Source organism: Amycolatopsis sp. WQ 127309, from assembly GCF_023023025.1.
Classification (GTDB): Bacteria; Actinomycetota; Actinomycetes; order Mycobacteriales; family Pseudonocardiaceae; genus Amycolatopsis.
Genome location: NZ_CP095481.1, coordinates 10146350 through 10165876, shown reverse-complemented (window position 1 = coordinate 10165876; position 19527 = coordinate 10146350). Strand labels below are relative to the sequence as shown.

Below are 19527 nucleotides of genomic sequence, written 5' to 3'. Positions count from 1 at the left end.
GATCCTGGGAGGCATTGTCATGCCCGTGAACCGGAGAAACGCCCTGCGCGGCGGCGCCCTGGCGGCCGCTTCCACCGTGTTCCTCACCCGTCCGGTGTTCGCTTCGGCCGCCACCCCGGTGGCCGCGGCGAGTGGCGTTCCCGCCGCGACCGCGCCGATCGTCGCGGCCTACCGGCAGCTGCAGAGCGGCATCAACCGGCCCTCGCCCGAACGCACCGCGGCGCTGGCCAACCTGAGCCGCGTCGCGAAGGCGTACCACGACAGCCTGTCCGTGGCGGGCGGTGGCGCTCCACTGTGGACGGACCTGCCGCTCGGCCCCGGCAGCGACTACACGACGTCGATGTACGCGCGGCTGCGCGCCATCGCCGTCGACTGGGGCACCCCGGGCGGCGCGCTGTCCGGCGACCCGGCCGTGCTCGCCCGGATCAAGGCGGCGCTGGAGCTGATCTACGCGAGCCAGTACAACCCGGACGTCGGTGAAATCGGCAACTGGTACACCTACGAGATCGGCGTCCCGTACTACGTCCTGCACACGCTGTCGGTGGTCGCCGACCAGCTGACCGCCGACGAGCTGGCCCGCTACGTCAGCCCGATCAAGCGGTTCGTGGGCAACCCGAACGTCCGCGCGAACAACACGGCGCTCGTCGAGACCGGCGCCAACCGCGCGGACAAGGGCCTGATCTCCATCGTCGCCGGCGCCCTGATCGGTGACACGGCGTGGATCAAGACCGGCATCGACGCGCTCACCGACGTCGCGGGCGGGGGCGCGGCGAGCGTCGTCGCGCGGCTGGACCGCGCGGCCGGCGACGGCTTCCACGTCGACGGCTCGTTCATCCAGCACGACACCATCCCGTACCCCGGGCACTACGGCATCGTGCTGCTCACCGCGCTGGCCGGGGCCATCCACGTCACGGAGGGCACCGAATTCGCGCTCCCACAGCCGTTGAAGGACAAGATCTACGGGCTGGTCGCGGACGCGTTCGCGCCGTTCGTCTACGCGGGCGCGCTCGTGGAACCGGTGCGTGGGCGGATGCTCTCGCGCCAGGGCGAGACCGGACACGACATCGGCCACCAGCTGACGGTCGCGACGCTGGTGCTGGCCCGCACCGCTTCGGGCAAGACCAAGACCGACCTCAACGCCCTCGCGGCGAAGTGGATCACCGAGGGCACGTACGCGCCGTTCCTCAAGATCCCGGACCCGGAGCGGTTCGCGCCGGGGCCCGACCTCGTGGCCACGCCGGGCATCGAGTTCGCGCAGGACGCCCTCGCCGCGCACGCCCGCCCGGCGCGGACGACGGCCACGCACCGGATCTTCGGCCAGCAGGACCGGCTGGTGCACGTCACCGAGACCTGGACGGCGTCGCTGGGCGTCAGCTCGACGCGGATCTCCCGCTACGAGTCCATCAACGGCCAGAACCTCAAGGGCTACTACGTCGGCGACGGCGTGCTCTACACGTTCGTGCCGAACGCGAAGGGGCACTACACCGACGCCTACTGGCCGACGGTCGACCCGCTGCTGCTGCCGGGCACGACCGAGAACGCCGGCCCGGCCGACCCGGCGTTCGGCAACGTGCCGGTCGGCCCGAACCCGCACACCGGCGGCGTCCGCTGGGACGACAAGCACGGCGCCTACGCGTTCGACTTCAAGTCCTGGGACGGTTCGCTGGTCGCGAAGAAGTCGTGGTTCTTCACGCCGTCCGGGATCGTCTGCCTGGGCGCCGGGATCACCAGCACGTCGGCGGCCGCGGTGCGCACGACGATCGAGAACCGCAACCTCGGCGAGGGCGGTCGCGGGACGTTGACCGCGGACCTCCGGCGCGTCGCGACCGATCTCGGGAAGGCCTCCGCGCTGCGGCCGAAGTGGCTGCACCTGGAGAACGTCAGCGGGTACGTGCTGCTCGACGACGCTTCCGTGACGGCGTTGCGCGAGGACCGCACGGGCGCGTGGCGCGACATCGACACCGGCGCCAACACCAAGGGCACGACGACGTCGAACACCCGCCGGTACCAGAAACTGGTGCTGGAGCACGGGATCAAGCCGGTGAACGCGACGTACGCGTACGCGGTGCTGCCCGGCGCGTCGGTCCTCGGCACGGTCGCCACGTCGTGGGCTTGGCAGGTGCGGGCCAACACCGCGACGGTCCAGGCGGTCCAGGTCGGCGAGACCCTGCTGGCGAACTTCTTCGCGGCCGGCTCGGTCGGCGACGTCCGCGTCTCCGGGCCGGCGTCCGTGGCGATCGGGCGGTGCGGCTGGGGTAGGCAGCTGGCGGTGTCGGACCCGACGCAGACGCAGGACAGCGTCACGGTGACGGTGCGCGGGAAGTCCGTGGTGGTGCCGCTGAAGGGCTCGTTCGGCGCGACGAAGGTCGTGCCGCTGCCGTAGGCCTTGCTGAGGTGGTGCTCCTCGCCGGGTCGGTGCCCCGACCCGGCCCGGCGGGGTCCCCACCTCGGTTACGCTGGAATTCATGACCAGCGCGGAGCACGTGGACGTCCTGATCGTGGGCGCCGGCCTGTCCGGCGTCGGCGCGGCTTGCCGGCTCCAGGAACGGTTGCCGGGCAAGAGTTACGCCGTGCTCGAAGCGCGTGACACGATCGGCGGAACCTGGGACCTGTTCCGGTACCCGGGCATCCGCTCCGATTCGGACATGTTCACCCTCGGTTACCCGTTCCGGCCGTGGAAGGACGCGAAGGCGATCGCCGACGGGCCGTCGATCCTGAGCTACGTCCGCGAGACCGCGGCCGCCTACGGCATCGAGCGGCACATCCGGTTCGGGCACCGGGTGGTGCGGGCTTCGTGGTCGTCCGCCGACGCGCTCTGGACCGTGTCGACGGCGCACGGCGCCACGTTCACCTGCCGGTTCCTGTACCTGTGCAGTGGTTATTACGACTACGCGGGCGGCCACGTCGTCGACTTCCCGGGTCGTGCCGAGTTCGCGGGCGAGATCGTGCACCCGCAGCACTGGCCCGCAGGCCTGGACTACGACGGCAAGCAGGTCGTGGTGATCGGCAGCGGCGCGACGGCGGTGACGCTCGTCCCGGCGATGGCCCCGCGCGCGGCGCGCGTCACCATGCTGCAGCGGTCGCCGTCGTACATCGTGGCGCGCCCGGGGCGGGACGCGCTCGCCGACCGGATCCGCGCGCTGCTGCCGGAGAACCTCGCGCACCGGGTGGTGCGCGGCAAGAACGTCGTGATGGGCACGTTCTTCTTCCAGCTGATGCGGCGGCTGCCGGACTGGGCGTCGCGGACGCTGCGTGACAGGGTGGCGGCGCAGCTGCCGGCGTCGATCCCGGTCGACCCGCACTTCGTGCCCGGCTACGCGCCGTGGGACCAGCGGCTGTGCCTGGTGCCGGACGCGGACCTGTTCCAGGCGCTGCGCTCGGGCAAAGCGGACATCGTGACCGACCGGATCGCGCGGTTCACTCCCGGCGGCGTGCTCTTGGACTCCGGCCGCGAGTTGCCCGCGGACGTCATCGTGACGGCGACCGGGCTCCGGCTGGTGGCGTTCGGCGGGATCACGCTGAGCGTCGACGGCCGCGAGATCGAGCCGGGCGAGCAGCGGGCGTACAAGGGCATGATGTTCGGCGGCATCCCGAACCTGGCGTGGTGCGTGGGTTACACGAACAACTCGTGGACGCTGCGCGCCGACCTGACGTCCCAGTACGTCTGCCGCCTGCTGGAACACCTGGACCGCCGCGGGTTCGTGTCGTGCACCCCGGACGCGGCGGCGGCTTCGGGAGCGGGCCGCCCGCGCCCGATCGTCGACCTGGCGTCCGGGTACGTTAAAAGGGCCGCCGCCGACCTGCCGAAGCAGGGCGGCCGACGGCCCTGGATGATGCGCCAGAACTACCTGCTGGACTTCGCGGACATGCGCTTCAACCGCCTGGAGGACGGCGTGATGCGCTTCGGCCGCGCGGAATCCCCGATCGGCGCGGCCCGCTGATCGTCAGCCCTGGCGGCCCTTGGCGCGCGGGTTGTCCTTGTTGATCACGAACACGCGCGTGCCGCGGCGGATGACCTGGGCGCCCGGCTGGCGGGCGAGCGAACGAAGCGAACTGCGGACCTTCATGGTGAGCCGTCCTTCCTGGTCGGCGGTGCGGGCCCCGAAAACGTCCCACGATGGCTTCAACAGCGGCCGGGGTGGGTTTAATCCCGCAACTCAGCTGTTCTCGCGGGACACCCAGGCCTGCAGGTCGTCGCCGCGGACAGCCGCGGCCATCAGTTCCGGGAACTGGTCCGGCGTGCACGCGAACGCCGGGACGCCCAGCTCGGCCAGGGCCGCCGCGTTCTCGTGGTCGTAGGACGGCGCGCCCGAGTCCGACAGGGCCAGCAGCGTCACCACTTGGACCCCCGAGCCGACCAGCTCGGCGACGCGCTGCAGCAGCTCGTTCTCGTCGCCGCCTTCGTAGAGGTCGCTGATCAGCACCAGCAGCGTCTGCTCGGGGCGGCCGACCAGGCCCTGGCAGTAGGCGATCGCGCGGTTGATGTCGGTGCCGCCGCCCAGCTGGGTGCCGAACAGCACGTCGACCGGGTCGGCGAGGTGCTCGGTGAGGTCCGCGACCTCGGTGTCGAACGCGACGAACGACGTCTTCAACGCGCGCATCGACGCCAGCACCGCGCCGAACAGCCCGGAGTACACCACCGACTCCGCCATCGAGCCCGACTGGTCGACGGCCAGGATCACGTCGCGCTGCACCGCCTGCTGCCGCCGGCCGAAGCCGATCAGCTTCTCCGGCACGATCGTGCGCAGCTCGGGGGAGTAGTGCTTGAGGTTGGCGTGGATCGTGCGGGCCCAGTTGATGTCGCCCGGACGCGGCCGGTGCGTGCGCGACGCCTTGTCGAGCGCGCCCTTGATCGCCGCGCGGGTGCGGTCGGCGAGCCGCCGCTCCAGCTCGTCGACGACTTTGCGGACGACCTCGCGCGCGGTCTCCTTGGTCTCCTCGGGCAGCACGCTGTTGAGCGAGAGCAGGGTGCCGACCAGGTGGACGTCCGGCTCGACCGCCGAGAGCAGCTCCTTCTCCAGCAGCATCCGGGTCAGCCCGAGCCGGTCGACGGCGTCGCGCTGCATCACCTGCACGACGGTGCTGGGGAAGTAGCGCCGGACGTCGCCGAGCCAGCGCGCGACCCGCGGCGCCGACGCCCCGAGGTTCGCGCTTCGCGGCCCGCCGGCGGCGTCCTCGTCCGGCTTGTCGTAGAGGGCCGCCAGGGCCTTGTCCACGCCACTGTCCTCTTCGGACAGCTGGGCGTCGGCCAGGCCCGAGCCCTCGGCGCCTTCGCCGCCCAGCACCAGCCGCCAGCGACGCAACCGGTCCGTGTCCACGCTCATGCCCCCACCCCCAGCAATGTCGCCATGACGGGCAGTACCCGCTCGGCTCGTTCCTCGTCCAGTTCGTCGGCTGCCGGCACGACGACCCGCGCGGCGCCGGTGAGCCCGGCCGCCCGCTGTCCGATCGCCCGCTTCTCGGGACTGCTGAACGCCCCGAAAGTCCGCCGCAGCAACGGAAGCACCTCGGTGAAGACGTCGGCCGGGATCGCCGCGAGCCAGGCGTCGATCACCCGCAGCAGGCCCTCGTCGTGCACCAGCAGCAGCGCCCCGCCGTCGAAGAAGCCTTCGACGTAGGCCGCGCCCGCCGACGGCGTGACGCCCGGCGTGAGCGCCCGGCCGAGCCGCAGTTCGATGTCGAGCGCGCCGAGCAGCCCGGCGTCGTGCAGGATCCGGGACAGCCGCCCGGACAGCAGCGGCGGCAGCGCCGGGCGTTCGGCCAGCCGGGCCAGCGCGGCCAGCCAGCGGTCCTTCGCCTCGTCGCCCAGCAACGCGGTGGCGTCGTGGACGCCGTCGATCAGCTTGCAGAACCGGGCCGCGGCGTCGTCGTCGATCCCGTGGGTCGCCGGCGGGAGCCCGGCGCAGACCCGCTCCAGCATCCGCAGGGCGACCGCGCGCAACGCGCCGGTGTCGGTGCCGCGGACGTCGCCGTAGCGGGTCGCCCGGGCCAGCGCCGGCAGCGCGGACATCAGCCGCGCGACGTCCGAGTCGGCCGCGGCCCGCGCGTCCAGCGCCGCGAGCGCGTCGGGCAGCGCGTCGGCCAGGTCGGCGAGCAGGCAGTTCTCGACGGCGGTGGTGACCTCGTCGAGCGGCGGGGTGCCTTCGACCGTGTCGCGGACGGCAGACGCGGCCGCCGACGGCACGGTGGTGCCGTGCACAGCCGCCGCGACGAGGTCGACCTCGAACGACGGCTCCCAGCACAGCGCCCAGGTCTCCCGGAACGTGCCGCGGTTCCGCCGCGCCGACGCCTCCCGGCTGCCCCACTCGATGCCGAGCACGCGCAGCCGGTGCAGCAGCCGCGAGCGGTCCAGCCCGCCCGGGGTCCGCAGGTCGAGGTCGAGCTCCTTGACGATCGGATCCTTCTTCAGCCGCAGGCGTTTCGCGGTCGCGGTCAGGTCCGCGGCCAGCGGCGGCTGCGGCACGCGGTCCGGCACCTCGCCGAGGCGTTCGCCGACGACGAGGCGCCGGGTGACCAGCCCGACCTGCACGTCGTCCCCGCCGCACAGCACCGACCGGGTGGCTTCGGTGACCTCCGCCAGCCCCGCCGACGAGCGGCCGCGCAGCGCGGCCAGCGCCTCGGCCAGCCGGACCGCCTCGATGACGTGCGCGGTCGAGACCGGCAGGTCCTCTTCGCGCAGCACCGCCGCGACGCCCGTCAGCCAGCGCGTCGTCACGTCCTCGGCCGTGGTGAAGAGGTGGTGGTACCAGCCCGGAGACAGGACGCCCGCGCCGTAGCCGCTGGCCGTGGCGAGGCGCCCGTGCGTCCACGGCACCCAGGTGCACGCGACCTTCCGCTTCGGGAGTCCTTTGAGGACGGCCGCGTCGTGCGACGCCGGCGGCAGCGGGTCGGCCAGCGCGGGCACGTGCCACGCCCCGCACACGACGGCGATGTTCTCGAAGCCGTCCTTGCGCGTGCGGCGCAGCACCGAGCGCATGTGGGCCTCGCGCCGCGCTTCGTTGCCCTGCGGCGGCTCTTCGTCTTCGCGCAACGCGGTCATCGCCTCGGCGATCACCTCGAACGGCGACGCGTCGTCCCGCCGCGACTCGACGACGTCGTCCCACCAGCGTTCGGGGTCGTCGTAGCCACCCGCGGCCGCCAGCCCGGCGAGCGGATCGCCGTGGGGCGCGCCGAGGTCGTCCGGCCCGGCGGCGAACGTGTTCGCGGCCGGCAGGTCGCAGAACCGCACCGGGACGCCGGCCTCGCGGGCGTACGCAAGCGCTTGCCACTCGGGACTGAAGACGGCGAACGGCCAGAACGCGGCGCGCGAGACGTCGTCGGTCGCGTAGGCCAGCAGCGCCACCGGGGGCGCCATCGCCGGGTCCTCGGTCAGTTCGACGAGCGCGTCGGCCTCCGGCGGCCCCTCGATCAGGACGACGTCCGGGGCGAGCTCCGCCAGCCGCGCCGCCACGGCCCGGGCCGAACCCGGGCCGTGGTGGCGGATGCCGAGCAGGTGCGTAGTGGTCACGAAATCTCCTGGCCGGCCCGGTAGAAGTCGGCCCAGCCGTCGCGCTCGCGGACCACCGTCTCCAGGTACTCCAGCCAGATCGCGCGGTCGGCGACCGGGTCCTTGACCACCGCGCCGTGGATGCCGGCCGCGACGTCGTGCGGGCGCAGGACGCCGTCGCCGAAGTGGGCCGCCAGGGCCAGGCCGCCGGTGAGCACGCTGATCGCCTCGGCGGTGGACAGCGTGCCGGACGGCGACTTCACCGCCGTGCGGCCGTCTTCGGTGCGGCCCGAGCGCAGCTCGCGGAACACCGTGACGACCCGGCGGATCTCGGCCAGCTCGGCGGCTTCGGCGGGCAGCTGCAGCGACGTGCCCAGCTCCCGGACCCGGCGGCTGACGATCTCGACCTCCGCCTCCGCGCTGTCCGGCAGCGGCAGGACCACGGTGTTGAACCGCCGCCGCAGCGCGCTCGACAGCTCGTTGACGCCCTTGTCGCGGTTGTTCGCCGTCGCGATCATGTTGAACCCGGGCCGCGCCTGCACCTCGTCACCCAGCTCCGGGATCGGGAGCGTCTTCTCGGACAGGATGGTGATCAGCGTGTCCTGGACGTCGGCCGGGATGCGGGTCAGCTCCTCGAGCCGCGCCAGCTTGCCGTCGCGCATCGCGCGCACCACCGGGCTTTCGACGAGGGCGGCCGCGCTCGGGCCCTCGGCGATCAGCCGGGCGTAGTTCCAGCCGTAGCGGATCGACTCTTCGGACGTGCCCGCCGTGCCCTGCACCAGCAGCGTCGAGTCGCCGCTGATCGCGGCGCACAGGTGCTCGGACACCCATGTCTTCGCCGTGCCGGGCACGCCGAGCAGCAGCAGCGCGCGGTCGGTGGCCAGGGTGGCGACGGCGACCTCGATCAGCCGTCGCGGGCCGACGTACTTGGGCGTGATCACGGTGCCGTCCGGCAGGGTGCCGCCGAGCAGGTACTCGACGACGGCCCACGGGGACAGCAGCCAGTTCGGCGGCTTGGCCCGCTCGTCGGCGGCGGCCAGGGCGGCCAGTTCGGCGGCGTGGTCCTGTTCGGCGTGCGGCCGGAGGACGGTGGCGGGGGCGGTCATGCGAGCTCCTCGTACATTTCGCGGCGGAAGTTCAACGTTTCGGTGAGCGCCCGGCGCCACGGCCCGGCGTCCATGGTCAGCCGGGTGGTGGCCAGCGGGTGGCGCAGGCAGCCGGGCGGGACCGCGCGGGCGATCACGACGGCGGCGTGCGAGACCAGGCGGTGGTCGTCCTGGCGGGCGATCCAGTCGAGCAGCGCGGTGCCGAGCTCGGCCGTCCACGGCCGGGGCAGCTCGTGCACCAGCCGGGCGAACGACTCGGTGGGCAGCCGCCCGACCAGGTGCGCGATGGTGGTGGCCTGGCTCGCCGGGCTCAGCACGCCGAGCAGCGGCGGGGTGGTGCGCCCGCCAGGGTCGGCGCCGATCAGGGCGTGCGCCCAGGTTTCGTCGCCCTGGCGCAAGGTTGCGGACGCCCAGGCGTCACGCAGGACGCCGGGTGGGCAGCCCTCGACGGTCATCCGCACCACCTCGGCGGGCGGCCCGAACTCCGTCCAGAACGACAGCGGCGCGGCGGCGATCAGCGTGCGCAGCCGGACGGTGCCCTCTTCCCGGCCGCGTTCGGTCCGGGGCAGGGAGATTTCGAGGATCCGGCCCCGGCGGCGGACGAGCGGCCGCAGCCGTTCGGCCATCCGGTGCCCGTGGCGCGTATCCGGCAACCGGCCGAGCAGGTCCGCGGCCTTCTCGCGGACGGCGGCCGCGCGGTCGGTGAGGGCGGCTTCGAGGAAGTTCTCGTCCGCGTCCCGGACGTGCCCGGCGAGCACCCCGAGGAAGTCGGCGCGGACGTCGCCGGGCTCGCTCTTCCACGACGTCGTCAGCGCCTCGCGGGCCGTGTCCGGATCGTCGGTCAGCCGCGCGGCCAGCCAGCGGCGGCGCTGGGCGAGGCTGCCGTACTGCCAGACGTCGCCGGACTCCTCGGCGGGCGCGGCGAGGAAGGCCCAGTCGGGGTTGCGCTGCCCGAGCCACGCGCCGAGGGACCCGGCGACCGCGACGAGCGGCCCCCGCAGCCCGGTCTTGGTCCGCGCGGCTTCGGCCAGCAGGGGCAGGAACTCCGGCGGGACGCGGTAGGGCGTCCCGGCCAGAATGCCGAGCCACTCCTGGAGCAGGTCGGGGTGGCTCGCGGCCAGCAGCCGGGCGAGCCGTTCCCGCGCGAGGGCGGGCACGAACGGCCGCTCGTCGGGCGCGGCGGCGGGCAGCGGCTTGACGTCCCCGAGCGCCCGCCGCCCGGCCCGCCGGTAGGTGGTCAGCACCGCGGCGGCGGCCAGCAGCTGTTCCGCGGGCTCACCGCGTTCGGTGGCGAGCTCCCGGACCGCGGCGGGCTGGGTGCTCAGGTCGAGCGGGCGCCGGCGGGTGCCGAGGAGCGCGGTGCCGACGAGGTCGTCCCAGGCTTTCACGAGCGCACCTCCTTGGTCTGCGGGTGGGGGTTCGGTGGACCGGCGAGCGATCCCGGCACGGGTGCGTATCGGGTCGACTCGCGTGTTCGGGGAGCCGACACGTGTGTTTGAAAGGTCGACTCGCGTGATCGGGGGGTCGACACGTGTGCTTGGAGGGTCGGTTCGCGTACCCAGAGGGTCGGTTCGTGTGCTTGGGCGGTCGATTCGTGTGATTGGCGGGTCGACACGTGTGATGGGGGAGTCGACACGGGTGGCTGGAAGGGCGGCGCGGGGGTGGTGGGGGTCATAGCCGCACCGCGCGGTTCTCGTGCCAGCACGTCAGCGGGCGCAGACCCGCTTGGCTCCATTCCGCCGCCACCGTCAGCGGGCCGCCCGCCGACAACGCCAGCAGTGACCACGGGAACGCGTACGGCACCAGGGGGAGCGCTGTTCCGTCCTTTTCGGACAGACACCAGCCGCCGGCGTGTTCGGCCGGGGTCACCTCCGTCAGCAGGACCGGCCAGCGTTCCAGCCACGGGTCCGCCGCCATCGCCCGGGCGTACGCCGCCAGCGCGCCGTCGATCGAGCCGCCCTCGGCCGACGGGGCCGGCAGCGGAATTCCCTTCTCCGCCACCAAGGCGCGCAGCGGCGCGGCGCCCGGGTAGAACGCCAGCTCCGCCGCCAGCAGGTGCCCGGGCGGCAGCGACGCGTCGAGCGGGCGGCCCGGCGGTGCGAACGAGAGCACCAGCGCGTCGCGCCCCGTGAGCCGGCCGCGCAGCCAGGTGCGCCGGGTCAGCAGCCGGTCGTTCTCCTCGTCGGCCGCGCCGGTGATCAGCCACTCGTCCGAGACGCGCTCGCCGCTCTCCAGGACCCGTGCCGTCTCGACCGAGAACCCGAGCCGCGTCCGCACCGTTTCCGCCAGCTCCGGCGGCAGCCCGCCCAGCCGGCCCGCGGCGTCCGCGAGCAGGAACAACAGCGACAGCTCGGCCAGGACCGCGTCCGGCCAGTCGCGGCGGCCGACGATCCCGGCCGCCCGCCGCAGGCCGCCCGCCAGGCCCGACGCCTGTGCGTCGACCATCCGGGCGGCGACCGTGCGCAGCTCCTCGGCGCCGTTGCGGTCGAAGCCCGCGAACCCCGCCCCGATCCGGTCGGTCAGCCACACCTTCAGCTCCGCGACGCCGCCTTCGACGCGCGCCGCGCGGCCTTCGGCCCGCTTCGCCGCGGCCTCTTCGTCCTTGGGGCCCGCGGCTTCCGCGCGTTGCTCCGCCTTCCGCGCCCGGTCCGCCCGCTCGGCGAGCCACGTGCTCACCCACTCCGGCGGCGCCGCCGCGGCGACCTGCCCGGCGGCCCACATCAGCAGCAGCCCGACCGCGTGCTTGCACGGGAACTTGCGGCTGGGGCAGGAACACCGGAACGCGGGCTCGGCCAGTTCGACGCACGTCTGGTACGGCTTCTTGCCGCTGCCTTGGCAGAAGCCCCAGACCGCGTCCTCGTTCACGCCCGCGCCGGACCACTTCGCCGGTGTCGCGAGCGCCCGCCCGGCCTTCTCCGAAGCGGGATCCGGGGCGAGCCCGGCCACGCGTTCCGCGGTCCACGGCACCGCCGTCACCACCTGTCCCCCCACTGGTTTCCTTTGCTGTCCGGTCGGTTTCCCCGGGCGGGAGGCCCGGGGTGGCTTACCCGACGAAGCATGCCAGTACCCACCGACAATTTCCGTGAGCGCAGGTCAGTCCGGGTTCGGTGGGGTCGCGATCTATGCTGGGCCGCCCCGGAGGTGAGTGTGGACGCGCGGCAGCTCGAGTACTTCCTCGCCGTGGTCGACCACGGCGGGATGAGCCGGGCCGCGCACGCCCTCTACATCGCGCAACCCTCGCTCTCCCAAGCCGTCCGGGTCCTCGAACGCGACCTCGGCACCCGCCTGTTCGACCGCGTCGGCCGGCGGCTCGTGCTGACCCAGGCCGGGCACGCCCTGGTCGAACCCGCCCGGCAGATCGTCCGCGGGCTCGACGCGGCGCGGGCCGCCGTCGACTCGGTCGGCGGCCTCGAGGCGGGGCGGGTCGAGATCGCCGCCATGCCGTCGCAGGCGGTCGAGCCGCTCAGCGGGATGATCCGGCGGTTCACCGCGCGCCACCCCGGGCTGACGGTGGCCGTGCGCTCGGCGTTCACCCCGGACGACGTCCTCGGCATGGTCCGCGGCGGCGTCACCGAACTCGGCCTCGCCGCCGGTCCGGAGCCGCTCGAAGCCGCCGGGCTCACGGTCATCCCGTGCGGCCGGCAGCGGTTCGTGCTGGTCACCGGGCCGGACGCGCCGTTCCCGGACGGCGAGCCGGTGCGGCGCGAGCTGCTCGACGGCCGGCGGCTCATCGTCGGCCAGCCGGGCACCGGCATGCGGCGGCTCGTCGACGACATCCGGGCGAGCGGCGTCGGCGTCGTGCCGGTCGTCGAGACCGAGCACCGCGAAGCCATCCTGCCGCTGGTGCTGGGCGGGGTCGGGATGGCCGTGCTGGCCGACTCGTGGACGTCGCTCGCGGAGCGGGCCGGGGCGCGGGTGTTCGCGCTGGATCCGCCCGCTCACCTGCACGTCGCGCTGGTCGGCCGGGCGGCGCTGACGCCGACGGCGGCCGCGTTCGTGGCCGCGATCGATAGGCCGGGCCTATCGGACGGGCCGTGATCCGGTCTTGGACGCGGGCCACCGCCGCCTGCTGACATCGAGGGCATGACCTCCCACCGCATCGCCCTCATCCCCGGCGACGGCATCGGCCGCGAAGTGACCCCGGCGGCCTGCGCCGTGCTCGACGCCGCCGGCGCGCGGCACGGCGTCGCCTTCCGCTACGACGAGTTCGACTGGTCCTGCGAGCGCTACCTCGCCGAGGGCGCGATGATGCCCGCCGACGGCCTCGACCGCGTCCGCCACCACGACGCGCTCTTCCTCGGCGCCGTCGGCGCGCCCGGCGTGCCCGACCACGTTTCCCTGTGGGGCCTGCTCATCCCGCTGCGCCGCGGCTTCCGGCAGTACGTCAACCTCCGGCCGATCCGGGTGTTCGAGGGCCTCGACAGCCCGGTCCGGGGCGCCCGCGACGTCGACTTCGTGGTGGTGCGCGAGAACGTCGAGGGGGAGTACAGCGAGATCGGCGGCCGCCTCAACCGCGGCCTGCCGGACGAGCTCGCCGTGCAGGAGGCCGTGTTCACCCGCGCCGGCGTCACGCGCGTCGTCGACTTCGCCCTCGACCTCGCCGAGCGTCGTCGTGGGAAGCTGACGTCGGCGACGAAGTCCAACGGCATCGTGCACACCATGCCGTTCTGGGACGAGATCGTCGCCGAGCGCGCCGGCACGCGGCCCGACGTCGACGTCGAGTCCGAGCACATCGACGCCCTCGCCGCGAAGTTCGTGCTCGACCCGGGCCGCTTCGACGTCGTCGTCGCGTCCAACCTCTTCGGCGACATCCTCAGCGATCTCGCGGCCGCCGTCGCAGGCGGGATCGGCCTCGCCCCGGCCGCCAACCTCAACCCCGAGCGCGACTTCCCGTCGATGTTCGAGCCGGTGCACGGCTCCGCGCCGGACATCGCCGGGCGCGGGATCGCGAACCCGATCGGCGCGATCTGGACGGCTGCGCTGCTGCTGGCGCACCTCGGCCACGCCGAAGCCGCCGCCGACGTCGAAGGTGCGCTCGCGGCAGTGCTGGCGAAGACTCGGCTGCGCACGCCCGACCTGGGCGGCACCGCGACGACGGTGCGCTTCACCCGCGCGGTGCTCGACGAGCTGGGAGGAGCCCGATGAGCGTCCCGCTGCCGTTCCGGTACCGCACGGTCGACGCGGGTGTCCCGATCCGCTGCGCGATCGGCGGCGAGGGCCCGCCGGTCCTGCTGCTGCACGGCTACCCGCAGACGCACGTGATCTGGAACGCCGTCGCGCCGCTGCTCGCGGAGCGCTTCACGGTCGTGGCGACCGACCTGCGTGGTTACGGCGACAGCGGCAAACCCGCGCCCACCAACGGAGACGCGGAGTATTCGAAGCGGGTCATGGCCAGAGACCAGGTCGCCGTGATGGCCGAACTCGGCTTCGACCGCTTCGCCGTCGCCGGGCACGACCGCGGCGGCCGCGTCGCGCACCGGCTGGCCCTCGACCGGCCGGACGCCGTGCGCGCGCTGGCCGTGCTCGACATCGTGCCGACGCGGCACGCGTTCGCCTGCGCCGACCGGGACTTCGCGACCGGCTACTGGCACTGGTTCTTCCTCACCGCGGGCCACGGCATCCCGGAGCGGATGATCGGCGCCGACCCGGAGTTCTGGATCCGCGCCCGGATGACGTCGCGGCACGCGGGCGGCACGCCGTTCGACCCGGCCGCGATGGCCGAGTACGTGCGGTGTTTCGACGAGGCGTCGATCGCCGCGTCCTGCGCGGACTACCGGGCCGCCGCGACCGTCGACCTGGAGCACGACGAGGCCGACGCCGGCCGTCGCCTGCAGGTCCCCGTCCGGGCGCTCTGGGGCGAACGCAGCTTCGTCGGCCGCAGTTACGACGTCCTCGACGTCTGGCGCGGGTACGCCGAAGACGTCACCGGCCGGGCCCTGCCGTCGGATCACTACCTGCCCGAGGAGGCCCCGGCCGAGGTCGCGGCCGAACTGGGGGAGTTCTTCGGTTGACTCCACGCGGTATTCCAGCACTAGAATAGTCGGGTGCTCACCGACGCGGAACTGACGGTGCTCGGCCTCGTCGTCGAGCGGCCGAGGCACGGCTACGAGCTGGACGAAGTGGTCGGGGAACGCGGTATGCGCGACTGGACCGCGCTCGGCTTCAGCTCGATCTACTACGTCCTCGGCAAGCTGCGCGACCGCGGGTTGATCGCCGAGGTCGCGGCCGACCGTGCGCACGCCAAGGCCAAGAAGACCTTCACGGCCACCGAAGCCGGCCGCGAAGCGTGCGCGCAAGCCGCGGAGGCGGCCATCGCCGAACTGCGCCCGGTGCACCCGCCCGTGCTGGCCGGGCTCGCGAACAGCCCGGTCGTCCCGCCCGAGCGGCTCGCCGCCGCGCTGGCCCGGCGCGCCGAAGCCGTCGACGCGCGGCTGGCCGAGGTGCGGCGCGCGGCCGCCGCCCAGCCGGCCGCGCCGCCGTTCGTCCGGGCGATCTTCGGCTACTCGATCAGCCAGCTGGAAGCGGAAGCCGCGTGGCTGGCCGCACTGCCCGGAGGGACGCCCTGATGCCGTACGACGTCAAGAAGGACCTGAAAGCGTTGTACGCGCCCAAGAACACCGACTGGGCGCTGGTGGACGTGCCCGAGCAGCGGTTCCTCGCGATCGACGGCCGCGGCAACCCGAACACCGCAGACGGCTACAAACGGGCCGTCGAGGCGCTCTACGCCGTGGCGTACACCCTCAAGCGGGCCGCGGAGCGGGACTTCGTCGTCGGCCCGCTGGAGGGCTTGTGGTGGGCCGACGACCTGGCCGCGTTCACCGTCCGCGCCAAGGACAGCTGGCAGTGGACGATGCTCATCAGCCAGCCCGGGTGGATCGGCGAGGATGACGTCGAAGAAGCCCGCGAAACCGTGCGCCGCAAGAAGAAGCTCGACGCCGACGTCCGGTTCGAGACTCTCGAGGAAGGCCGGTGCGCTCAGGCGCTGCACGTCGGTTCGTACGACGACGAAGGCCCGCTGCTGGCCCGGCTGCACGGCGAGTACCTGGCCGCGCACGGGCTCACGCCGACCGGCCGGCACCACGAGGTCTACCTCGGCGACCCCCGCCGCACGGCACCGGAGAAGCTCAGGACCGTGCTGCGGCAGCCGGTGTCTCAGTAGTCCGTAGTGGCCGGCCAGGTGTCGTCGTGCAGCAGGCGCTTGAGGATCTTGCCCGTCGCGTTGCGCGGCAGGTCCGGCACGAAGTAGACGTCACGCGGCACGGCGAAGCGGGCCAGGCGGTGGTGGATGTACTGCCGGATGTCCTCCGCGTGCAGGGAAGCGCCGCGCCGCGGGACGACGTAGGCGGCCAGCCGCTGGCCCCACTCCGCGTCGGCCACGCCGACCACCGCCGCGTCGTGCACGCCGGGCAGCGCGACCAGGGCTTCTTCGACCGGGCGCGGGAAGACGTTCTCGCCGCCGGAGACGATCATCTCGTCGGCCCGGCCGGTGACGAACAGCCGGCCCGCCGCGTCGAGGTAGCCGACGTCGCCGGTGGCCATCAGGTCCGCCGCCCGCGCCGGGTCCGTGCCGGAGGTGTAGCCGTCGAACAGCATGTCGTTGCCGACGAAGATCTGGCCCTCGCCGCCCGGCGGCACCGGCTTGCGGTCCTCGTCGAGGATCGCGACGCTCGTGCCGAGCGGGCAGCGGCCCGCGGTGGTCGGGGCGGCACGCAGGTCGGCGGGGTCGGCGATGCTCGCCCAGGAGACCTCGGTCGAGCCGTAGAAGTTGTAGAGGACGTCGCCGAAGGTGTCCATGAACGACGTCACGAACGCCCCGGACATCGCCGATCCGCTGCTCGCGACGATCCGCAGCGACGACAGGTCGTAGCGCGCGCGGACGCGTTCGGGCAGGTCCATGATCCGCTGCAGCATGATCGGCACGACGAACAGCGCGTCGCACCGCTGCTCGGCGATCGTCCGCAGGGTCTCTTCGGCGTCGAACTTGCGGACCAGCGCGAGCGGTGACCGCAGGGCCATCCCGATCTGCATCGCGGCCAGGCCCCAGCTGTGGAACAGCGGCGCCGCCACGAGGATCCGGTCGCCCGAGCGCAGCGGGATCCGGTCGAGGATCGACGCGGCCGCGCCCATGCCCTTCGGGGTCGGGCGGCGCGCGCCCTTCGGCGTCCCGGTGGTGCCGGAGGTGAGCACGATCAGCCGGCCCGGTCGCTCCACGGGCTTGGGCCGGTCGGCGGGGGCGGCCTGGATCAGCTCGTCGACGGTCGGGTAGCCGGTCTCGGAGTCCGGCCAGGTGCTGATGCGCGCGAAGTCGCCGGGGACGTTCGCGATGGTCTGGGCGAACTCGTCGTCGGCCAGCACGGCGGCCGGGCGGTGCTCGGCCAGCACGTCCTTGACCGACGACGCGGAGAGGCCGGTGTTGAGCAGGATGACGTCGGCGCCGAGCTTGCTGGCCGCGACGAACGACTCGACCATCGCGGAGTGGTTGCGGCACATGAGCGCGATCCGGTCGCGCTCGTCGACGCCGAGCTCGGAAAGCGCGTTGGTGAGCCGGTCGCTGCGCTCCTGGACCTGGCCGAAGGTGCGGACGTTGCGCTCGTCGTGCAGCGCGGGGTGGTCGACGGCGCGGGCCGCGGCGGCCTGGTAGCCGCCCGCGACGGTCGCACCCCACTGCGCCACGGAGTTGAGCTGGCGCGCCAGCTTGTCCGGCCGGCCGGGGCTGAGCACCCCGGCGCGCACCAGGATGCCGGTGGTGCGGATCTTGGTGGCCTTGACGCCTTCGCGGCCGGCGTCCGGGTCGGCCTGACCGGACAGGTGCAGGTCGAGGCGCCGCGCGACGACGCGGATGTCCTTCTTGATGGACGACACCAGCTCCAGGTGCGCCGGCTGCAGCATCATCCGGACGAACAGCTCGGTCTTCCCGCCGGCCAGGGGTCTCAGCTCCAGGGACACCCACGTGCCGTCGTCGGGGACACCGCACCACACGACGTGCTCGCCCGGTCGGTAGACGACGGCCTGGATCTGCGTCTCCAGCATCGGGCGGCGCTCGGGGACGATCCGGATCAGGCCCTTGGGACCCCGGCCGCGCGAGGCCGGTTCCTGGACCTCGCACCAGCTGATCTCCGGAACGAACCGGGAATACCACTCCGGCGATCCGACGATCTGCCACACCACCTCCGGCGGATGCCCGACCACGGCACTCGCCTCGATCACATCGTCACGCATCGTCTGCCCTCACCGAAGTGTCACCGAACACACGTTCAGGTCACGGAGGCGTTACGGTAGCAGCAAACGGGTGAGCACGGATACTCCGAACGGCATGATACCGGAGAGTAACGGACACTCTTGGTGGGTGTTCGTACTGTCCACAGTGTACCGATGAACGGTGTTTACCGAGTCTGGCAGGACAAAGCGCACGCTCAGTAGAACCGCTAAAAGATCTTCACCCGATCAGTGACGGTACTGAGCGACCAGTTCGGATCCGAGGCGAGCCAGCTCCGCACGTACGGATTCCGGACCTTCGACCTCCAGCAGCGCACCCCAGCCGGCCAGCTCCTGGGCGATCATGATCGGCGCCGGCGCGGCGACCCGGACGCGCACGCGGTCGTCCGGCAGCTCGCCGATCAGCTCGCAGTGCCGGCCGAACCGGTCGCGCAGCACCCTCAGGTACCGCCGGTCGAGCACGACGTCCGCGGTCAGCGGGGAGCGGCGCTTTTCGACTTCTTCGACGACTTCTTCCCACACCCGCGCCAGTTCGAGGTCCGACGGCCGGTCCGCGACGGCGTCGATCGGCTCGGCCGCGGTGATCCGGTCGACGCGGAACGTGCGGCGGCCCTTCTCGGTACCGGCGACGAGGTACCAGACGTCGTCCTTGTCGACGAGGCCCCACGGGTCGACGAGCCGCTCCGACGTCTCGCGCCCCGCGTACGTCAGGCGGACCTTGCGGCGCGCGATGACGGCGTCCCGCAGCGCCTCGACCATCGGCGGCCGGGCCTTCGGCCGCTCGCCCCAGCCCGCCTGGTCGACGACCACCGCGTCCGCCGCGGCCTCGGCGTCCGCGCGGAACGTGCCGGGCAGCGCGCCCATCAGCTTGCGCAGCGCGGACTTCACCTCCGGCGCGATCGCGGCGGCGGGGCCGGCCAGGAGGAACAGGGCCTGCGCTTCGCGGGAGGTGAGGCCGGACAGGTCGGTCCGCGCGCCGCCGACGAGCTGCCAGCCCCCGCCCCGCCCGGGCTGCGGGTAGACGGGCACGCCGGCGGCCGAGAGCGCTTCGAGGTCACGGCGGGCGGTCGCGACGGAGACCTCCAGCTCCGCGGCCAGCTCGCCCGCGGTGACGCGGCCGCGGGTCTGCATCAGCAGGAGGGTGGCCACGAGGCGGTCGGCGCGCATGGGAGCAGTCTCGCAAACAAAGTGCTCACTCGATGCGCACTTTCGTCCCGCATGCTGTCTCCACACCGAAGGAGCAAGGAGCAGACATGCTGCGAGGAATGGCCACCGTCTCGTACTTCGCCGACGACCACGCGGCCGCGCAGGCCTGGTACACGGAGTTCCTGGGCATCGAGCCCTACTTCCACCGCCCCGGCTACGCCGAGTTCCGCATCGGCGACTACCAGCACGAACTCGGCCTCATCGACCGCAAGTACGCACCGGCGGGCGCGGACACGCCGGGCGGCGAGATCGTCTACTGGCACGTCGACGACCTCGAGGCGACGGTCGCGCGGCTCCACGAGCTGGGCGCGAAGGAGTACGAGCCGATCACCGAGCGCGGCCCGGGCTTCGTGACGGCCTCGGTCGTCGACCCGTTCGGCAACGTCCTCGGCGTCATGACGAACGTGCACTACCTGTCCGTGCTGACCGAACGCGCATAGCGGCGGCGACCACTGGATCTTCCCGGGTTGTGGGTTCCGCGCACATGGCTCGGCACCGGTGGCACGCTTACCG

16 protein-coding genes are annotated in these 19527 nt (G+C 73.1%); 8 read left to right on the top strand and 8 right to left on the bottom strand.

Annotated elements, in window-relative coordinates:
• Window positions 1–19 precede the first annotated feature (19 nt).
• Together MUY22_RS44745 and MUY22_RS44740 are read left to right on the top strand one after the other, a co-directional pair.
• Entirely contained in the window at window positions 20–2383 is a 2364-nt protein-coding gene (locus MUY22_RS44745; RefSeq protein WP_247053891.1) for a polysaccharide lyase 8 family protein, read from the top strand.
• Between the two features lie 82 nt (window positions 2384–2465).
• Complete coding sequence (locus MUY22_RS44740) at window positions 2466–3941, top strand: NAD(P)/FAD-dependent oxidoreductase (protein ID WP_247053889.1); 1476 nt, start codon at window positions 2466–2468, stop codon at window positions 3939–3941.
• Between the two features lie 3 nt (window positions 3942–3944).
• On the opposite strand, the gene MUY22_RS44735 is transcribed toward MUY22_RS44740, so the two are convergent.
• From MUY22_RS44735 to MUY22_RS44710, 6 genes are all read right to left on the bottom strand, one after another.
• A complete protein-coding gene (locus MUY22_RS44735) occupies window positions 3945–4067 on the bottom strand; it encodes a ribosomal protein bL36 (RefSeq protein ID WP_247053887.1) in 123 nt (40 codons plus the stop codon).
• Between the two features lie 90 nt (window positions 4068–4157).
• A complete protein-coding gene (locus tag MUY22_RS44730) occupies window positions 4158–5324 on the bottom strand; it encodes a VWA domain-containing protein (protein WP_247053886.1) in 1167 nt (388 codons plus the stop codon).
• A complete protein-coding gene (locus MUY22_RS44725; protein WP_247053884.1) occupies window positions 5321–7507 on the bottom strand; it encodes a DUF5682 family protein in 2187 nt (728 codons plus the stop codon). Before MUY22_RS44725 ends, MUY22_RS44730 begins: the two co-directional genes overlap by 4 nt.
• The gene (locus MUY22_RS44720; RefSeq protein WP_247053881.1) at window positions 7504–8592 is read right to left on the bottom strand and encodes an AAA family ATPase; all 1089 of its coding nucleotides are present in this window, start codon (window positions 8590–8592) and stop codon (window positions 7504–7506) included. The genes MUY22_RS44725 and MUY22_RS44720 overlap by 4 nt, the downstream gene beginning before the upstream one ends.
• Complete coding sequence (locus MUY22_RS44715) at window positions 8589–9980, bottom strand: DUF5691 domain-containing protein (RefSeq protein WP_247053879.1); 1392 nt, start codon at window positions 9978–9980, stop codon at window positions 8589–8591. The genes MUY22_RS44720 and MUY22_RS44715 overlap by 4 nt, the downstream gene beginning before the upstream one ends.
• Window positions 9981–10263: 283 nt before the next feature.
• Window positions 10264–11583: an SWIM zinc finger family protein gene (locus MUY22_RS44710; RefSeq protein ID WP_247053877.1), complete on the bottom strand. Its 1320-nt coding sequence runs from the start codon at window positions 11581–11583 to the stop codon at window positions 10264–10266.
• 156 nt (window positions 11584–11739) lie between these two features.
• Here MUY22_RS44710 and MUY22_RS44705 point away from each other — a divergent pair, with 156 nt between their 5' ends.
• Genes MUY22_RS44705 through MUY22_RS44685 form a run of 5 tightly spaced genes read left to right on the top strand, consistent with a single transcriptional unit; the run spans window position 11740 to window position 15751 of the window.
• The gene (locus MUY22_RS44705) at window positions 11740–12630 is read left to right on the top strand and encodes a LysR family transcriptional regulator (RefSeq protein WP_247053875.1); all 891 of its coding nucleotides are present in this window, start codon (window positions 11740–11742) and stop codon (window positions 12628–12630) included.
• Between the two features lie 45 nt (window positions 12631–12675).
• Window positions 12676–13737: a tartrate dehydrogenase gene (locus MUY22_RS44700; RefSeq protein ID WP_247053872.1), complete on the top strand. Its 1062-nt coding sequence runs from the start codon at window positions 12676–12678 to the stop codon at window positions 13735–13737.
• Window positions 13734–14603, top strand: coding sequence for an alpha/beta hydrolase (locus MUY22_RS44695; RefSeq protein ID WP_247053870.1), 870 nt, complete (start codon window positions 13734–13736; stop codon window positions 14601–14603). Before MUY22_RS44700 ends, MUY22_RS44695 begins: the two co-directional genes overlap by 4 nt.
• Before the next feature lie 33 nt (window positions 14604–14636).
• A complete protein-coding gene (locus MUY22_RS44690) occupies window positions 14637–15158 on the top strand; it encodes a PadR family transcriptional regulator (RefSeq protein ID WP_247053868.1) in 522 nt (173 codons plus the stop codon).
• Window positions 15158–15751, top strand: a complete 594-nt coding sequence (locus MUY22_RS44685; RefSeq protein WP_247053866.1) for a GyrI-like domain-containing protein — start codon at window positions 15158–15160, stop codon at window positions 15749–15751. The genes MUY22_RS44690 and MUY22_RS44685 overlap by 1 nt, the downstream gene beginning before the upstream one ends.
• Here MUY22_RS44685 and MUY22_RS44680 read toward each other — a convergent pair.
• Complete coding sequence (locus MUY22_RS44680; RefSeq protein WP_247053864.1) at window positions 15745–17811, bottom strand: AMP-binding protein; 2067 nt, start codon at window positions 17809–17811, stop codon at window positions 15745–15747. The genes MUY22_RS44685 and MUY22_RS44680 overlap by 7 nt on opposite strands.
• 225 nt (window positions 17812–18036) lie before the next feature.
• Window positions 18037–18975: a YafY family protein gene (locus MUY22_RS44675; RefSeq protein WP_247053862.1), complete on the bottom strand. Its 939-nt coding sequence runs from the start codon at window positions 18973–18975 to the stop codon at window positions 18037–18039.
• An 86-nt stretch (window positions 18976–19061) separates the two neighbouring features.
• Between MUY22_RS44675 and MUY22_RS44670 the strand changes: the two genes are divergently transcribed.
• Window positions 19062–19454 (top strand): VOC family protein, encoded by a 393-nt coding sequence (locus MUY22_RS44670; RefSeq protein WP_247053860.1) that lies wholly within the window; start codon window positions 19062–19064, stop codon window positions 19452–19454.
• Window positions 19455–19527 lie beyond the last annotated feature (73 nt).